Source organism: Candidatus Sulfotelmatobacter sp. (genome assembly GCA_035498555.1).
Lineage (GTDB): Bacteria > Eisenbacteria > RBG-16-71-46 > RBG-16-71-46 > RBG-16-71-46 > DATKAB01.
In genome coordinates, this window is the sequence record DATKAB010000025.1 from 1 (window position 1) to 15393 (window position 15393).

13 protein-coding genes are annotated in these 15393 nt (G+C 66.0%); 12 read left to right on the forward strand and 1 reads right to left on the reverse strand.

What is annotated here, in order from left to right; genetic code table 11:
* Nucleotides 1-567: 567 nt before the first annotated feature.
* The 4 genes from VMJ70_02640 to VMJ70_02655 all read left to right on the forward strand — a co-directional run bounded on the left by VMJ70_02640 (nt 568) and on the right by VMJ70_02655 (nt 4272).
* Nucleotides 568-1962, forward strand: a complete 1395-nt coding sequence (locus VMJ70_02640; GenBank protein HTO90005.1) for a tryptophanase — start codon at nt 568-570, stop codon at nt 1960-1962.
* 22 nt (nt 1963-1984) lie between these two features.
* Nucleotides 1985-2704 (forward strand): metal-dependent hydrolase, encoded by a 720-nt coding sequence (locus VMJ70_02645; GenBank protein HTO90006.1) that lies wholly within the window; start codon nt 1985-1987, stop codon nt 2702-2704.
* A 62-nt stretch (nt 2705-2766) separates the two neighbouring features.
* The gene (locus VMJ70_02650) at nt 2767-3438 is read left to right on the forward strand and encodes a hypothetical protein (protein ID HTO90007.1); all 672 of its coding nucleotides are present in this window, start codon (nt 2767-2769) and stop codon (nt 3436-3438) included.
* Between the two features lie 18 nt (nt 3439-3456).
* Nucleotides 3457-4272 (forward strand): hypothetical protein, encoded by an 816-nt coding sequence (locus VMJ70_02655; GenBank protein ID HTO90008.1) that lies wholly within the window; start codon nt 3457-3459, stop codon nt 4270-4272.
* On the opposite strand, the gene VMJ70_02660 is transcribed toward VMJ70_02655, so the two are convergent.
* A complete protein-coding gene (locus VMJ70_02660) occupies nt 4269-5378 on the reverse strand; it encodes a CPBP family intramembrane glutamic endopeptidase (protein HTO90009.1) in 1110 nt (369 codons plus the stop codon). The two genes, VMJ70_02655 and VMJ70_02660, sit on opposite strands and share 4 nt — an antisense overlap.
* Before the next feature lie 47 nt (nt 5379-5425).
* Between VMJ70_02660 and VMJ70_02665 the strand changes: the two genes are divergently transcribed.
* The 8 genes from VMJ70_02665 (at nt 5426) to VMJ70_02700 (ending at nt 15298) form a co-directional block, all read left to right on the forward strand.
* The gene (locus VMJ70_02665) at nt 5426-5671 is read left to right on the forward strand and encodes a MoaD/ThiS family protein (protein HTO90010.1); all 246 of its coding nucleotides are present in this window, start codon (nt 5426-5428) and stop codon (nt 5669-5671) included.
* A gap of 2 nt (nt 5672-5673) precedes the next feature.
* Nucleotides 5674-6264 (forward strand): GNAT family N-acetyltransferase, encoded by a 591-nt coding sequence (locus tag VMJ70_02670; protein HTO90011.1) that lies wholly within the window; start codon nt 5674-5676, stop codon nt 6262-6264.
* Nucleotides 6257-6682: a molybdenum cofactor biosynthesis protein MoaE gene (locus tag VMJ70_02675; protein HTO90012.1), complete on the forward strand. Its 426-nt coding sequence runs from the start codon at nt 6257-6259 to the stop codon at nt 6680-6682. The genes VMJ70_02670 and VMJ70_02675 overlap by 8 nt, the downstream gene beginning before the upstream one ends.
* A 174-nt stretch (nt 6683-6856) precedes the next feature.
* Nucleotides 6857-9634, forward strand: a complete 2778-nt coding sequence (locus tag VMJ70_02680) for a TonB-dependent receptor (GenBank protein ID HTO90013.1) — start codon at nt 6857-6859, stop codon at nt 9632-9634.
* Between the two features lie 31 nt (nt 9635-9665).
* Nucleotides 9666-10640, forward strand: coding sequence for a PorV/PorQ family protein (locus VMJ70_02685; protein ID HTO90014.1), 975 nt, complete (start codon nt 9666-9668; stop codon nt 10638-10640).
* Nucleotides 10640-11821, forward strand: coding sequence for a hypothetical protein (locus VMJ70_02690; GenBank protein HTO90015.1), 1182 nt, complete (start codon nt 10640-10642; stop codon nt 11819-11821). Before VMJ70_02685 ends, VMJ70_02690 begins: the two co-directional genes overlap by 1 nt.
* The gene (locus VMJ70_02695; protein HTO90016.1) at nt 11818-13821 is read left to right on the forward strand and encodes a hypothetical protein; all 2004 of its coding nucleotides are present in this window, start codon (nt 11818-11820) and stop codon (nt 13819-13821) included. Before VMJ70_02690 ends, VMJ70_02695 begins: the two co-directional genes overlap by 4 nt.
* Before the next feature lies 1 nt (nt 13822).
* On the forward strand, nt 13823-15298 hold the full coding sequence (locus VMJ70_02700) for a hypothetical protein (GenBank protein HTO90017.1): 1476 nt from the start codon (nt 13823-13825) through the stop codon (nt 15296-15298).
* Nucleotides 15299-15393 lie beyond the last annotated feature (95 nt).

The window sequence follows — 15393 nt, forward strand, 5'->3', positions numbered from 1 at the left end:
GTCGGCGAGATCCTGAAGTGGAGGCTGTTCCCGCAGCGAGTGGGGCTGCCCCAGCCCTGGCAGGAGTACTACCGAAGAGCGGTGCCCACCAGCCCGATCCTCAATCCCCGCCAGCACTCGCTCAAGTTGGCGGTCTAGCCGAAACGAACTGGCCGGATCGGCACACTCCCGATCCGGCCGTCAACATTCTTCGCCGCACAACCAACAGGAAGGGCGGCGCATGGCGCCGCCCTCCCGAGAAAGTTGCGCTGCTTCCCGTGTCGAGCGCTGGAGTCCCCCGATCCCGCACACGCCCGAACGTTCCGCAGCGCAACACCTGGTGGCCGGGCGCGCTTACGCTCACCTTGCGGCCACGCAAAGCGTGTACTGAGGTGGCGGCTGGCCTCGATGCTGGGGGAACGCGAGAGCGAGGGGATCTCGGGCAAGACGCCGGTTCGGCTTCAACTGTCGCGGAGGAGGGGGATCGCGACCAACAGAGCATAGGAACGCACGCGTCCCCATGCAATGAAAATCTGCCGGTCGGCGCCGATTGATGCCCTCCCGGCCGCGGGCTATTCTGGCAAGGCCATGCGCTTTCCTGCAGAACCCTTTCGAATCAAGGTGGTCGAACCTCTCCGTCGCGTGTCGCGCGAGGAGCGCGAGCGCCTGATTCGCGCCGCCGGGCTCAACATCTTCGCGGTTCCAGCCGACAGCATCTATGTCGACCTTCTCACCGACAGCGGGACCTCGGCGATGAGCGACAACCAGTGGGCCGGCCTGATGGTGGGAGACGAGTCCTACGCCGGCAGCAAGAACTTCTTCCGCTTCGCGGAGGCGGTTCGTCGCATCTTCGGCTACCGAAACGTGATTCCGACGCACCAGGGCCGCATGGCCGAAAACCTGCTCTTTTCGACCATGCTCAAGCCCGGCGACATCGTGCCGAACAACATTCACTTCGACACCACGCGGGCGAACGTCGAACACCAGCGGGCGGAAGCCCTGGATCTGGTCATCGACGAGGGTCTCGACCCGCAGGCCCTTCACCCGTTCAAGGGCAACCTCGACCCCGACAAGCTCGAGCGGTTGCTTGCCGAAAAGCGCGACCGGATTCCGATGGTGATGGTCACGGTCACCAACAACTCGGGCGGAGGCCAGCCGGTCTCGATCGGCAACGTTCGCGAGGTGCGCGAGGTATGCAATCGGCACGGCGTGCCGCTGATCTTCGACGCCTGCCGATTCGCCGAGAACTGCTGGTTCATCAAGCAACGCGAGGCTGGCTACTCCGATCGCAGCATTGCCGAAATCGCGCGCGAACTCTTCTCGTACGGCGACGGCTGCACCATGAGCGCCAAGAAGGACGGACTCGTCAACATCGGCGGGTTCCTCGCGCTCAACAACGGCGACTGGGCCGAGCGCATCACCAACCTGCTCATCCTGGTCGAGGGCTTCCCGACCTACGGAGGTCTGGCGGGCCGGGATCTCGAGGCCATGGCGCGCGGCCTCGACGAGGTTCTGGACGAGGACTACCTGGCTTTCCGAATCGGCCAGGTGGCACAGCTCGGCGACCAGCTCGATCGCGCCGGCGTGCCGATCGTGAAGCCGGTCGGCGGGCACGCGGTCTACATCGACGCGCGGCGCATGCTGCCGCACATTCCGCAGTCGCAGTTCCCGGGGCAGGCGCTGGTGGTGGCGCTCTACCGCGAGTTCGGCATCCGCGCCGTCGAGGTGGGCAGTCTGATGTTCGGCCACCGCGATGAATCGGGAGAAATGGTGTATCCCAGGCTCGAGCTGGTGCGACTGGCGATCCCGCGGCGCGTCTACACCACCGAGCACATGCGCTACGTCGCCGAATCGGTGATCCAGCTCTACCGTGAGGCCGACCGCATGAAAGGCCTGAAGCTCACCTACGAGGCACCGGTGCTCCGCCACTTCACCGCGCGCCTGGAAGAGGCCACCGAACCCGTACCCGCGGCCGCTCGCTGACTCTCGCCCCCACGGAGAAACCATGCCGCAGCTCAATCGCGGTTTCACGCTGACCTGGCTGGGCCACGGTACCTTCAAGCTGCGCACGCGCGGCGCGAAAACCGTGCTCGTCGATCCCTGGGTCGAGGGCAATCCCGCCTGCCCGCGCGACCAGAAAACGCTCGACGGGATCGACGTGATGGCGATCACTCATGGCCACGGCGATCATATGAGCGATGCCGTGACGCTGGCCAAGAAATTCAAGCCTTCGATCGTCTGCAACTTCGAGATCCATCTCTATCTGCAGAAGAAGGGCGTGTCGCAGTCGCTGCCGATGAATAAGGGCGGCACCCTGGAGGTCGAGGGCATCAAGTTCACCATGGTGCACGCGGCCCACTCGAGCGGCATCGAAGACGGTGGCCAGGTGATCTATGGCGGCGAAGCCTGCGGCTACGTCATCACGCTCGAAGACGGCACTCGCATTCTGTTTTGCGGCGACACCGGGCCGCACGCGGACATGCCGATGATCGCCGAGCTCTACCAGCCCGAGATCGCGATCGTGCCGATCGGTGACCTTTACACCATGGGGCCGCGCGAGGCGGCGTGGGCAGTGCGCGCGCTCGGCGCGAGATACGTGGTGCCCGCCCATCACAGCACCTTTCCGGCGCTGACCGGAACTCCCGAGATGTTGCGCGAGGAGCTGAAGAAGCTCGGGGTCAAGGCCGAAGTCGTGTCCATGAGGCCGGGGGAGAGCCTGAGCTAGGGCGCCTGCCCGGTTCAGTGTCGAGCATGAAAAATCGAACGCGTTGGAAACACGGGCTGCGCGTGGGACTGGCCGCGGTCCTGATGCTGCTGGCCGTCGAGGGCTGCGCCGGCAGCTCGCAGTCCACGCCGGTCCGCACTTCGAGCGGCGCAGTCGATCCCTACGCTCGCAAGGCACTGGAACTGACTCGCAACGTCCCGGGCAGCTCGATGGAGATCTCGCTGCGCGACAGCACCACCGTGGTCGGCCGATTCCAGGGCGTCGACCGGATGTCGAACGAGGACTACCAACGCCGCTGCGACCAATTTCGCGCCGCGAGCGACGATTCCGTGCCGTTCCCGGCGCCCGGTCACGACGTGCTGGTCTACTTCAGCGATTCCAAGTCGGGGACTTTTCACCTCGAGGGCTTCGGGATGCGTAGCCTCGAAGTGCGCGGCCCGAACGGCCGCGACATCGTGCCGATCGAGTTCGAGACGTTCCGCGACCTGAGCGACATGCGCGCGACGTTGTGGCCCAGCCGGCTGCTTGCCGAGATGGCCGACCACGGGCAGCTGCCGACCGCGTCGCAGGTCGAAATCGACACCAAGTCAGGCCGGCGCTCGATTCCGCTCGACCGCATCCAGAGCACGGAAGCGCGCCGCTCGGTCGGCGGTCGGCTGATCGGCACGCTGCTGGCGCTCGCGACCGCAGGTGTGATCGTGGTCGCGGCCTACCTCACCAACACGCGAAAATAGATCGAGAAGGGACCGACGGTGGCCGCCATGCATGCCGACGCGGGTTGGATCCGGTGGGTTCGCGTCGGCGCGGCGGCGCTGCTGCTCGGCGTTCAGCTCGACGGTTGCGCAGGCATGGGCGAGCCGCGCTCGATCAGCACGCCCAACAACACCGACTCGAAGACGCCGATGGCCTACCAGCTCAGTCGCGCGACCGGCGGGGAGACGATCCTGGTCACCCTGCGCGACGCCGTACCGATTTCGGGCAAGTTCCGGGAGATCCGACGCATGGGATCTGACGAGTACGCGCGGCACGTCGAGGAGTTCCGTCAAGCGCTCGGCGACACGCTGGCGTGGCCGAGTCCCGGCGCCCCGGTGATCCTGATCCGGCCGCGCGCCAACGAGAAGGTCGCCTGGCTCGAAGGCTACGGCGTCGGGTGTCTCGAGCTGCGGTCGAAGCCGGGCGCGGAGCTCCAGACCGAGGCATTCGAACGGTTCGAATCGGTCCGAGACTCGGCGGGTCGTGTCTGGGGCAGCGATTCACTGGCGGCGCTCTGGAACCGCGGCCGGCTTCCCATTTCCTCCGCTCTGGTGGTCGAGACCCCGCAGGGCAGCGACTCGATCGCGATCGATCGGATTCAGAACGTTCAGGTGCTGTCCTCGGGCGGGCAGTGGGTCACGGCCGTGCTGGTCTCGGTAGGAATCGCGGTGGCGGTGATCCTGGTGGTCGCCAGCAACTCGCATCCCCACGACGACTGCCCGTCCGGCCCCGCGCCGGCCTACATGGAGCGGCAGGTGGCCGCCCAGCATCCGGAGCTGCTCCGGCGCGAGCCGCGTCGCCCGGCGACACGCTAGGGCATCAGCGCCGCCAGCATGTCGTAAACGCCGTGCGCGATCATTGCGGCGGTGGTGCTGGTGCGCTTGCGGACCACGCCGAGCAGGATGCCGAGAGCGAAGATCACGATCATTCCGAACCACGAGTACTGGACGTGCAGCGCCGCGAAGCAGGCCGCGGTCAACACGATGCCGAGCTTCGGCTGAAGCGCGCCGCGCATGGTGATCTCTTCGCCGATCCCGGCGCTGAAACCGAGCAGAACGATGGTCCACGGCCTCATCCCCGAGGCCATCGCCTCGGTCATGCGGTGATCGAGCTTCCAGCTATCGGGGAAGTAACGTTGCTGGAACCACTCGCTCCCCACGTTGAGCGCGGAGAGCATGCCGACCGCGATCGCCGCCGCGACGATGTCGGCGGCCCGCGGCCAGCGAAGCCCGAGTCGCGCCGCCGACTCGCGCAGATCGCGGCGCACCAGCCAGCCGACCCCGGCGAACGCCAGCAGTACGTAGCCGATCAGTCCCCCGCCGAGACCGGCGCGCTCGAGCAACGGGGTCGGATCGCGCAGCAGCTCCTCCAGCACGGTCTGCGACGCGAACCACCCCGGAATCGAAAGAGCGAAGGTGAGCACCACGATGCGCGCCGACAGCCGCAGCAGGTGTCCGGGACGATCGGCGCCGAGCAGTACCTTCGCCATGCGATTCGCGGCCGGCGTGGCCACGCTCAGCACCGAGAGGCCGGCCGCGCAGGCGCACAGCAGCACGAGGGCCGCGCGAGCCGTCAGAGGCAACCCGCTCCTCCATAGATCCACCCCCAGCAGGATGCCGCCGGCGAAGCCAAGGCCGGGAATCACCCAACCGAGCGCGTAGTAGAGCTCGCGCCACTGCGGATCCACGTCGGCGACGTTCGCGGCCACGAACACGCCGGCCAGCGCCGCGAGCAGCGCCAGCTCCTGCTGGCCCAGGAGCAAGCCGCCGGCCCCGAACACCACCAGGATACCGAGCCAGGAAAGCAGCGCGACGCGCGTGCTGGGGACGTGGGCGTGAAGTGGCGGCGTGAACGGGTCGGGCCAGGTACCGGGTTCCGTCCCCGGCGCCGCCTCGGGCGGCGTTTGATTCGGCTCGTCCATTCGCGGCAGCATAGCGACGAGGCCCGTTCAACGTCCATGGAGTGCGCGTGATCGTGACCATTCTCTATTTCGCGCAGGCGCGCGAGCGCTCGGGAGTTCCGAGCGAATCGCTCGAGCTGCGCGACGGCAGCGCGCTCTCCGCGGCGATCGCGGCGATACGCGCGCGGCATCCTGGCCTCGACGCCCTGTGGGACCACTTGGCGGTGGCGGTGGATGGCGTGCTCGCGCCCGCCGACGCGCCGCTCCGCGACGGCGCGGAGATCGCGCTGCTGCCGCCGGTGAGCGGAGGGTGATCGTGCCGGGGATCAAGCTGCGCTGCGAGCCTCTCACTCCCGATCGCTGGGACGATCTCGTCGAGCTGTTCGGGCCGCGGGGCGCGTGCGCGGGTTGCTGGTGCATGTGGCCGCGGCGCACGACCGGCGAGGGCAAGACCTCCGGCGAGCCCAATCGACGAGCATTTCGGAAGCTCGTCATGGATGGGCCGCCGCCCGGATTGCTCGGCTACCGGGACGGCGAGCCGATCGGCTGGGTGGCGATCGCGCCGCGGCGCGAGTACAAGCGCTTCGAGCGCTCGCGCATCCTCCAGCCGGTGGACGATCAGGAAGTGTGGGCGGTGCCCTGCTTCTTCGTGGCGCGTGGGGCTCGCAAGCAGGGCGTGACCAAGGCGCTGCTGGCCGCGGCCTGCGAGTGGGCGAAGCGGCGGGGCGCGCGCCTCATCGAGGGCTACCCGGTGGACGCGCGCGGCAAGGAGTACGCGCCCGCCTTCGCATGGCACGGATTGGTGGGCACCTTCGAAGCCGCTGGCTTTCGCGAGGTCGCGCGCCGCTCGAAGCGCCGGCCGATCATGCGGCGCGCGGTGCGCGGAGGGCGCTCGGGCCGTGGCTGAGCTGGTGACGGCCCCGATCGGTCTCGACGCGGTGTTGAGCCGCGCGAGGCGTCCCGATTGCGGGGCGGTGGCGCTCTTCCTCGGCACCACGCGCGATCACCATCAGGGACGGCGCGTGCTGCGGCTCGCCTACGAAGCCTACGAGGCCATGGCGCTGCGCGCGCTCGAGGAGCTCGAGCGGCAGACTCTGGCGCGCCACGAGGTCGCCACCTGCGTGATCGTCCATCGCCTCGGCGAGGTGCCGCTCGGCGAGGCGAGCGTGGCGGTGGCGGTGGGCGCCGCGCACCGTGGGCCAGCGTTTGAAGCCTGCCGCTGGGCGATGGACGAGCTGAAGCGCACGGTGCCGATCTGGAAGAAGGAGTTCTACGCCGGGGGCGGCGAAGGCTGGGTCGAGGGAACCCGGCTTCACCGGGACTAGGTACGGTCACGTCCTCGCGGCCGGCTTTCCGCCCGGTATCGCCGGGTTTCGGCCACGCTAACTCCAGCGGTTTCAGCCCGCTCCCGGCGATCCTTCGAGCGATGAACTTTCTTCCATCACAGTGTAAGCTGCGGCCGACCTTTCGTGCCCTGCCCTCCTCACTTCCCGGACCTCATGCCCCTTCGCCTGCGTGGCTTCCTCCTCACGTTGCTGCTCGTGGGCGTCTGCCTGAGCTCACCCGGCCTGGCTCAGGAGAAGAGCACGATCTCGGGGAAGGTCACGGACAAGAAGACCGGGCACGCCCTGCCCTTCGCGACCATCACGGTGGTGGGCGCCCAGCGGGGAGCGCTCTCCGACGCCGAAGGCCAATTCGTAGTGTCGGGAGTTCCGGTCGGCACCTGGGAAGTGCGCGTCCAGTACCTGGGTTATGGCCCGCAGTCGCGTCCCGGCGTCGTGGTCGCCGCCGGAAAGCCGACTCCGGTGGATTTCCAGCTCGAGGAAATCGTCGTCCACCAGGAAAAGGTCGTCGAGGTGACGGCCGAGCGGCAGTTGGTCGAGGTGAAGCAGGCGGCCACGGTTCGCAGCGTCTCCGCCAAGGAGATTCGCAACCTCCCCGTGACCACCGTCGGCGACGTGCTCCAGCAGCAGGCCGGCATCAGCACCGATGCCGAACAGATTCACGTGCGTGGGGGCAGAGCCGACGAGACCATTTTCATGGTCAACGGGGTCGCGAACCGCGACCTGGTGACCGGGCAATCCACCGCCGGGCAGATGAACGCTCGATCGGTCTCGGAGGTCAACGTTTCGACCGGCGCGTACGACGTCAAGTACGGGAACGCGCTCTCGGGCGTGGTCGACATCAAGCTCAAGGAAGGCACCGACAAATTCGAGGGCGGCCTGACCATGGGCGGTGGCAGCTACGGCCAGCGCAACTGGCAGTTGATCGCGGGTGGACCCGATCCGCTCTGGGCGCGCCTGCTCGACATGCTGCACATGAGGCCCCCCGGCAGCATGGCCGCGATTCTCGACCTGTCGGGCTCGACCTACGACACGCGCTACGTCGCCTACATCCCCGGCAGCATCCCGCGCCTCAAGTCGAGCTACGAGGATTCGTTCTTCGGCATTCCCTTTCACTACTCGGACATGTGGGCACCGACGGAAGACAACCGCTGGGCGGCCCGCTACGGCCTCAACTGGAAGCCCAACAGCAGCGACAAGCTCAGCTTCAACTTCTCCAAGCGCATCGCCATCGATCAGGGGTTCAGCCGCACGATCCTGACCGCCAACGGTGATCTCGGCGATCCGGCCTTCCCCTGGCTCTGGGCGCACCGAATCGATCACGCCTCGACCTTTTTCGAGGACAACGTCCAGTCGTCGCTGCTGTGGCGCAGAACCCTGTCGGTCAGCGGCTATACCGAGTTGCAGGTCGCGCACTACTTCTTCGCCCAGCGCCAGGACGTCGGCGGCAAGATGTGGGCCGACGCCAATGGCAACCTGCAGTACGTCGCGCCCGACGACGAAAGCTACTTCCCCAAGGGCGATCCGCGCCGCGACGATGCGTTCTACGACAGCGGCGACAACTACCAGTGGTCCGATCGGCGTACCTCGAGCTGGGGACTGACGTGGGGCTATACCCAGCGTCTGCACCACAACGAGCTCGAAGCCGGGCTCGAGCACCAGTTCCAGACCGTCCAGTACGTCGACATCGAATACCCGTGGGTTTACGACCCCAGTGGACTCGGACAATCCCACGATCTGTGGTCGGTGCACCCCTGGGTGGGCGACGCCTATCTGCGCGACCGTCTCGAGTACGAGGGATTCGTGGCCAACATCGGGGCGCGACTCGACTACTGGATGGTGGGCCGCGAAGCGGAAAGCGCCATGGCCGACACCACCCGGCACAACATTCCAATCAGCGAGCGCAACAGCTTCTACACCGACACCTATTCATTCTACGGCCGCCGCACCAAGGTGCACGTCTCGCCGCGCATCATGGTGGCGCATCCGATCACCGAGAACAGCAGCTTCTTCTTCAACTACGGCGAATTCACGCAAATCCCGTCCTACCGGTACGTCTATTCGAAGCTCGGATCGATCTCGAGCGAGTCGTTCCCGTTGCAAGGCAACCCCAATCTCAACCCGCAGGTCTCGGTGAATCACGAGATCGGAGCCAAGGACCAGTTCCTGCCCAACGCGGCGGCCAATCTGACCTTCTTCGTTCGTGATGTTTACGACTATCCGAGCGCCAATCTGGTGACCCCGCTCACCGGTACCAACCTGCAGGCCTACTTCGTCTACCTGAACGGACATTTTTCGCGTTCCAAAGGGGTCGAGGTCGAGGTCGAGAAACGGCCTTCGAACAACTGGTCGGCGAAGCTCAGCTATTCCTACCAGCAGACCAAGGGAAAGAGTGGCGATCCGAACCAGGACACGGCCCTGCAGGAAATCGGCGGGGCCGCGCTCACCCGGCTCTCGCAGGTGTTCGTGGCCTGGAATCGACCGCACAAGCTGACGGCGAACCTCGACCTTCGATTCAACGACACGCCTCCCAAGGATTTCGAGTTCCTGCGCCGGACCGGCTTCAACGTCTACGTGCAGGGCACCTCGGGACGCGCCTATACGCCCTACGACATCAACGATCAGAACCCGATCGGCCTGCCCTACTCGCAGAACGCCCCATTTCAGATCACGACCGACGTCAAGCTCGATCGCTGGTTCCGGGTGTTTGGAACGCGATGCGATATCAGCCTTCAGGGACTCAACATCTTCAACAACTATCTGATCTACCGCGTCGATCCGGTCACCGGGCGCGGCTACGTCTGGGGGCAGGGCGCGTTCGATCCCAACTACGTGCACGGACTCAACGAGACCGTGCGCACCGCGACCGTGGACGACCCTTCGAACTACGGGCCGGGCGCCGAGTGGAGATTGCAGATTGATTTCGATCTCTGATCCTTCGCGGCGCCGCGCGCGGTGGTCAGGGGTGGCGCTCGCGGTCGCGCTGCTGCCGGCCGGCTGGTCGTCCGCGAACGCGCAGGCGCTGGGGAGCCAGCGCGAGGGAACCGCGTCGGGAAGCTTCCTCCGCATCGGCGTCGGCGCGCGCGCGGTGGGCATGGGGGAGACGTTCGTGGCGGTCGCGAACGACCCCAGCGCGGTCTACTGGAATCCGGCCGGGCTCGCTTCGCTTCAGCGCCAGGAAATCCAGGCCTCTCACGTCGACTGGCCGGCGGACGTTCACTATGACCATCTCACGCTGGTCATTCCCAGCCGGCGGCTCGGCGGCTCGATCGGCATCCAGCTCGGCGTACTGGGCACGCGCATCGACGAAACCACCGAGCTCGCGCCGTTCGGGACCGGCCGCGAATTCTCCTACAGCGATCTGGTCACCGGCATTGCCTACGCCCGCCGCTGGACCGACAAGCTGCTGGTCGGCGCCGGTCTCAAGTACGTCCGGGAGGACCTGGGCTCGCAGGTGGGAGGCGCCGTGACCAACGCGGTCCTCTACGACGTGGGCTCGATCTTCTATCTCGGGCTCGGAAGCATTCGGATCGCGACCGCGCTCACCAACTTCGGGTCCGAGTTGAAGCCGTCCGGCACCTACACTTCGCCCTACAGCGGCGAGGTGCGCTCCTATGATGGCTTCGATCCGCCGATGACGTTCCGCTACGGGCTGGCGTTCGAGCCGCTCGAGAACTCGAGCCAGCGAGTGACGACGTCGTTCGAGGTCACCCAGCCGGCCGACAACCAGCAGGAGATCAAGTTCGGACTCGAATGGGGCTACCGGAAGTTCTTCGCGCTGCGTACCGGATACAACGCCAACGCCGATCTCATGAAGTTCAGCGCCGGCGCCGGATTCGACGCGGACTTCGCTTCGATGAAGGGCTCGCTCGACTACGCCTACACGGATGCCGGCATCCTCGGCGCCGTGCAGAGGTTGTCGCTGGGGCTCCGGTTCTGATGCGTCGCGCGTTCGCCATCCTGCTGATGCTCGGAGTCTGGGCGGCCATGGGCTGTGGGGGCAACTACAAGCTCCCCACCGAGACGCATGCGGCCCGCGTGATCCCGACCGACAAGAGCTACCAGATGCTCGCGACCTGGAAGAACCTGAACGGCATCCGCGACATCCTGCTGATCCCGCCGCCGGGCGTCGAGATGTTCTTCCTGTTCAACTACGGGGGCACCGGAAGCCCCTCGGTTCCGCGCGGCGAGGTCAGGCGCTACCCGCTCACTCAGCCCAATCCCATCGGCGCCCCGGCGTTTCAGCCGCCGCGGACCCTGTTCAACCCGGTCGCGCTGACTTCCGCGGTGAATCTGATCTTCGTGCTCGACGAGGGAGATTCGTGCCAGGCCAAGTTCGATCCCAGTCGCGGGACCTGCGAGGCCGACACGCTGCGCCACGGACAACAGAGCATCATCTTCGACTACACCGCGACCTGGCGGGTCCGCGAGTACCCGCTCACCGGCGGCGATACGCTCTCCACGTTCACCGACACGACCTTCGCCTACGTGAATGGAATCGCGGCCGACATCTTCGGCAACGTCTACGTGTCGGGAATCGCGGTGATTCTCGATACGCTGACGACCGATCAGCGCATCCGCACCCGGAAGTTCATCTCCCGGATCTATCGCTACGCTCGCGGGCCGCGCTACCCAGGGGTGGTGCCGGACGACATCAACATGCCGGGCGCCAGTTGGCACCGCGACACCACCTGGCTGGCGCACGATGGCACCGGAAGCTCGTCGGTGATCGACCCGCGCGGCATCGACTGGTCGCCGCTCTATGGCGGCTCCCTGTTCATCGCGGATCGTGGGAACAACAAGGCCAAGCTGATCGGCACCGGGATGCCGAATTACGGCATCACCTCGATGGACGGCAGCGAGACCCCGACCGGCACCAGCTTCAGCGGGCCGCAGGGGGTGGCGGTGGATAACGGCGGGTCCCTGTTCGTCGTGGACCGGTTCAACCAGCGCGTGCTGCGTTACGACGCGTCGGGCCAGTACCTCCAGGTCGTCAACGTCGAGAGGAATTCCGACGACCTCCCCCTGCTGGATCCGATCGCGATCGGTGTGCTCGACTCTCTTGCCTATGTCGCTGATGCGGGTCGCGGCCAGGTCATTCGATACCAGAGGCGTCCATGAAGCGCTTGCGCATCCTGCTGGGACTGGCGCTGACCGCCTCGCTGATCGCGGCGCGGTCCCGGGCCGACGAGGATCACACCCCGCCGCGGGGATTCGTCGCGCCGTCGGCGGCGACACAGACCGCCCAGTCCGATTCGATTCTGTACGCGGTTCGTGTCCAGAACGGGAACAAGCTCGGCCTGACCCTCACCAACTATGGGTTCATCGGCACGAATTTCAGCTCGTTCGCGCCCTCGTTCGAATATCCGCTCGGGTCCGGTCACATGCACATGGTGCGGGGCGGTCCCTGGATCGGCGCGGTGTCGGCCGACGAGAACGGCGCGTTCATCGGGGTGTCCACCGCGGCCGAGGACGGCTTCGCGGGGGGCACGCATCCGCCCTCGCAGGAGTTCACCCCGGCCGGCACCTATGTCGCGGCGCGCTCGACGCTGCCGAACAGTTTCTACTTCGACTCTGGCGCGGTGAGCGAGCTGGATTGCATTTCGTCCTACAGCGATCTGCCGGCCAACGTCCTCATCCAGCACCGGCCGCTCAACGTGGTCGTCAACCAGTACACCTACGAGTGGTCGTTCTCCGACTACGCGCATTTCGTGATCTTCCACTACGTGGTGCACAACAATGGGCCGCCGCTGCAGGACGTGTGGTTCGGGATGTACGACGAGCTGGCCAGCGGCAACATGAAGCTGCAGAACTCGTACCCGCCGACCGGCTGGTTCTCGAAGAAGTACATCACCTGGGTGGACTCGGTGAGCATGGTGACCGAGCGCTACTGCCAGGGCCGTCCGTTCCCGGCGCAATGCCGCTTCGATCTGGTTCCGGAGATTGCGGCGGTGAGCCTGCTGGGAGTGCGGCCGGGCAACTTCCGCGATACCACCGACAAGAAGATCACGTTCGCGGCATGGAACTTCGCGCCCACCGGCACGCCGGGCGCGGTGGCGCGAGGCGACGACAGTCTGAAATACGGCCTGATGTCGACCGGCGTCCGGCAGTCGATCGATCCGCTGCCCGACTCGCTGGCCCCGGTGAGCGGTGACCCGGTCGAGCTGCTCGCGGTCGGACCGTTCCGGACCATCAATCCCGGCGACAGCATCTCGATCGACTACGCCTACATTGGCGGACTCACCTACGCCGATCTCTCGCGGCGAGCGGTGGTCGCCAAACGCGCCTACGACCTGCACTACAAGGTCCCGGTGCCGCCGCCGTCCCCAAGTCTGCGGCTCGTACCGCGCGCCAATGGACTCGATCTGTACTGGAACCGCGCGCCCGAGGACTTCATCGATCCGACGTCGGCGATCGGCAAGGATTTCGAGGGCTACCGCGTTTACGTGGGCGAGAATCGGGACACACTCAACCTGGCCGCGCAGTACGACCTGGCGACGTCCCCGCACGACACCACCGGATACAACACCGGATTCGGCCGGGTGGCCTTCGATACCACGTTCGCGGATGGCCAGCACTTCGACTACCGATTCCAGATTTCGAATCTGCGCGACGGCTTCAAGTACTTTGCCGCCGTCACCGCCTACGATCTGGGCAATCCCGACATCGAGTCATTGGAGAGCGGCACTTCGCAGAACGAGCAGATGGCGATACCCGGACCCGCACCGAGCGAGGCCTCGGGCGGCGTCTCGGTGTTCCCCAACCCCTACAAGGTGGAAGCGGCCTGGGATCGCGGCCAGCAGGCGCGTGATCACTACGTGTTCTTCACGCGTCTGCCGACCAAGTGCACGATTCAGATCTTCACGCTCTCGGGAGATCTCGTGTATTCGACCGACTTCGATGGCTCGAGCTACAACGGCACCAACGCGAGCGGAATCGTCCGCACCGGGACCGATCTCCCGGCGGTCATGTCGGGGACGACCTTTGGCTGGGACATGATCACCCGCTGGGGGCAGGCGGTCGCCAGCGGGCTCTACATCTGGGCGGTGAAGGACAAGCAGAACGGGAACCGTCAGACCGGCAAGCTGCTGATTCTCAAGTCGGATCGAGAGAGCTTCTGAGATGCGACGCTTCCTGCCGATCGGAATCCTGCTCGCCGGCGCGATCGCCGTGCTGGTCGGCTGCGGGCTGAAGGGTGTCGTTCAACCCACCAGTCTTCCGGACACGATCTTGTTCGTGCAGGGGCCGGTCGACACGGTCAATCACGTCGTCCATCTATTCTGGTTTGGAAGTGACGCCGGCGGCTACATCAGCGGTTACGAGGTCCGGCTCCTGAATCCGCTGGCGCCGGCCGACTCCCTGTGGCGGTTCACCACGCATACCGACACCCTGCTCACGGTCTACACGCCGACCCGCGGCACTTCGGCGGTATTCGAGGCGCGCGCCATCAACGACCACGGGGTGCGCGATCCGAGCCCCGCGATCGAGCAATTCGAGTTCCGCAACCGCCCGCCAATTGTGAAGTTCGTGGGCAAACCGAATCCCGGCGACCATTCCGACACCACGTTTGCGTCGGTCACCGTGGACTGGTCGGTGCTCGATCCGGACGGGGACCCGACCCGCGTGGTTTACATGTTGTGGCTCGACGGCCAGTCGGCCAGTCCTCAGATCACCCAATCGACCGGGATGACGCTGCCGAGCTCGCTCTTCCTGCAGGGCGGAAGCTATCGGTCCGGATTCCGCACCCTCTACATCGAGGGTGTGGACGATGGCGGGCTCGCCGGACCGATCGACAACGTGACCTGGTACGTGCGAGCGCCGGTCACCGGCACGCGTGCGCGGCTGCTCCTGATCGAGGACGTGGACGACGTTCCCGTCGCCAACAAGCAGCCGGCGCCCGCGCGATTCCGCTGCGACACGCTCTACGCCAACGCCGTGGCGCGGAGCGCAGTCGCGCCGGACCAGTGGTCGATGCTCCGGCTGGATACGAGCCATCCGTTCCGCTCGGCCAAGGATCTCGAGCAAACCTTCGAGCAGTTCGAGACCGTCGTCTGGTATCGGGGCGAGCAGTCGCTGTTTTCGAACACGCTCGCGAACTACGGCGACGGGATCGGCCCCTACCTCGACAACGGCGGCCGCGTCTACATCGAGTCGCTGAACCTGACGACGGCTCAGAGCACCGCGGGCGGGCTTTCGGCCGACTTCACCAACAAGTACCTGCGTTGCTCGGGAGTTTCGCAATACCCGCAGCCGCCCGACTCTTCGGCCGCCTGGGGGCTCACCTCGTCGGTGCCGGCCGTGCTCCACAGCGCCCAGCTCGACGACAGCCTGCTGAACCTGCGCAACGTGATCGGCTTGCGCGGATTCCGGAACTACAATTCGTCGCAGATCCTGTTCTTGCTCTCCGCCGGTGCCGCTTCACAGGGCAATACCATCGACATGCCCGTGGGCCTGGATGTGCCCCAGCTTCGCGGCGGGCGCTTCATCGTCCAGACCTACCCGCTGGTCTCGGGAACGATTTCTCAGGGCACTTTCTCTCAGCGCGCCACCTTCGTCCTCATGAAAATCTTTGCCCGCCTTGGACTTACGACGCCATAGCGAGATTGAGAGCATCGGCCGGCGGCCGAGTTCTCCCCCCACCACGGCGATACGTTCTGTTAACATCCCGCAAATGCCGTTTTTGTTCGGCTTCT

What these genes read in the sequence shown, in the direction of transcription:
- VMJ70_02690 (HTO90015.1), top strand. Translation starts at nt 10,640, where the DNA reads ATGCGTCGCGCGTTCGCCATCCTGCTGATGCTCGGAGTCTGGGCGGCC.
- VMJ70_02700 (HTO90017.1), top strand. Translation starts at nt 13,823, where the DNA reads ATGCGACGCTTCCTGCCGATCGGAATCCTGCTCGCCGGCGCGATCGCC.
- VMJ70_02680 (HTO90013.1), top strand. Translation starts at nt 6,857, where the DNA reads ATGCCCCTTCGCCTGCGTGGCTTCCTCCTCACGTTGCTGCTCGTGGGC.
- VMJ70_02645 (HTO90006.1), top strand. Translation starts at nt 1,985, where the DNA reads ATGCCGCAGCTCAATCGCGGTTTCACGCTGACCTGGCTGGGCCACGGT.
- VMJ70_02695 (HTO90016.1), top strand. Translation starts at nt 11,818, where the DNA reads ATGAAGCGCTTGCGCATCCTGCTGGGACTGGCGCTGACCGCCTCGCTG.
- VMJ70_02640 (HTO90005.1), top strand. Translation starts at nt 568, where the DNA reads ATGCGCTTTCCTGCAGAACCCTTTCGAATCAAGGTGGTCGAACCTCTC.
- VMJ70_02660 (HTO90009.1), bottom strand. Translation starts at nt 5,378, where the DNA reads ATGGACGAGCCGAATCAAACGCCGCCCGAGGCGGCGCCGGGGACGGAA.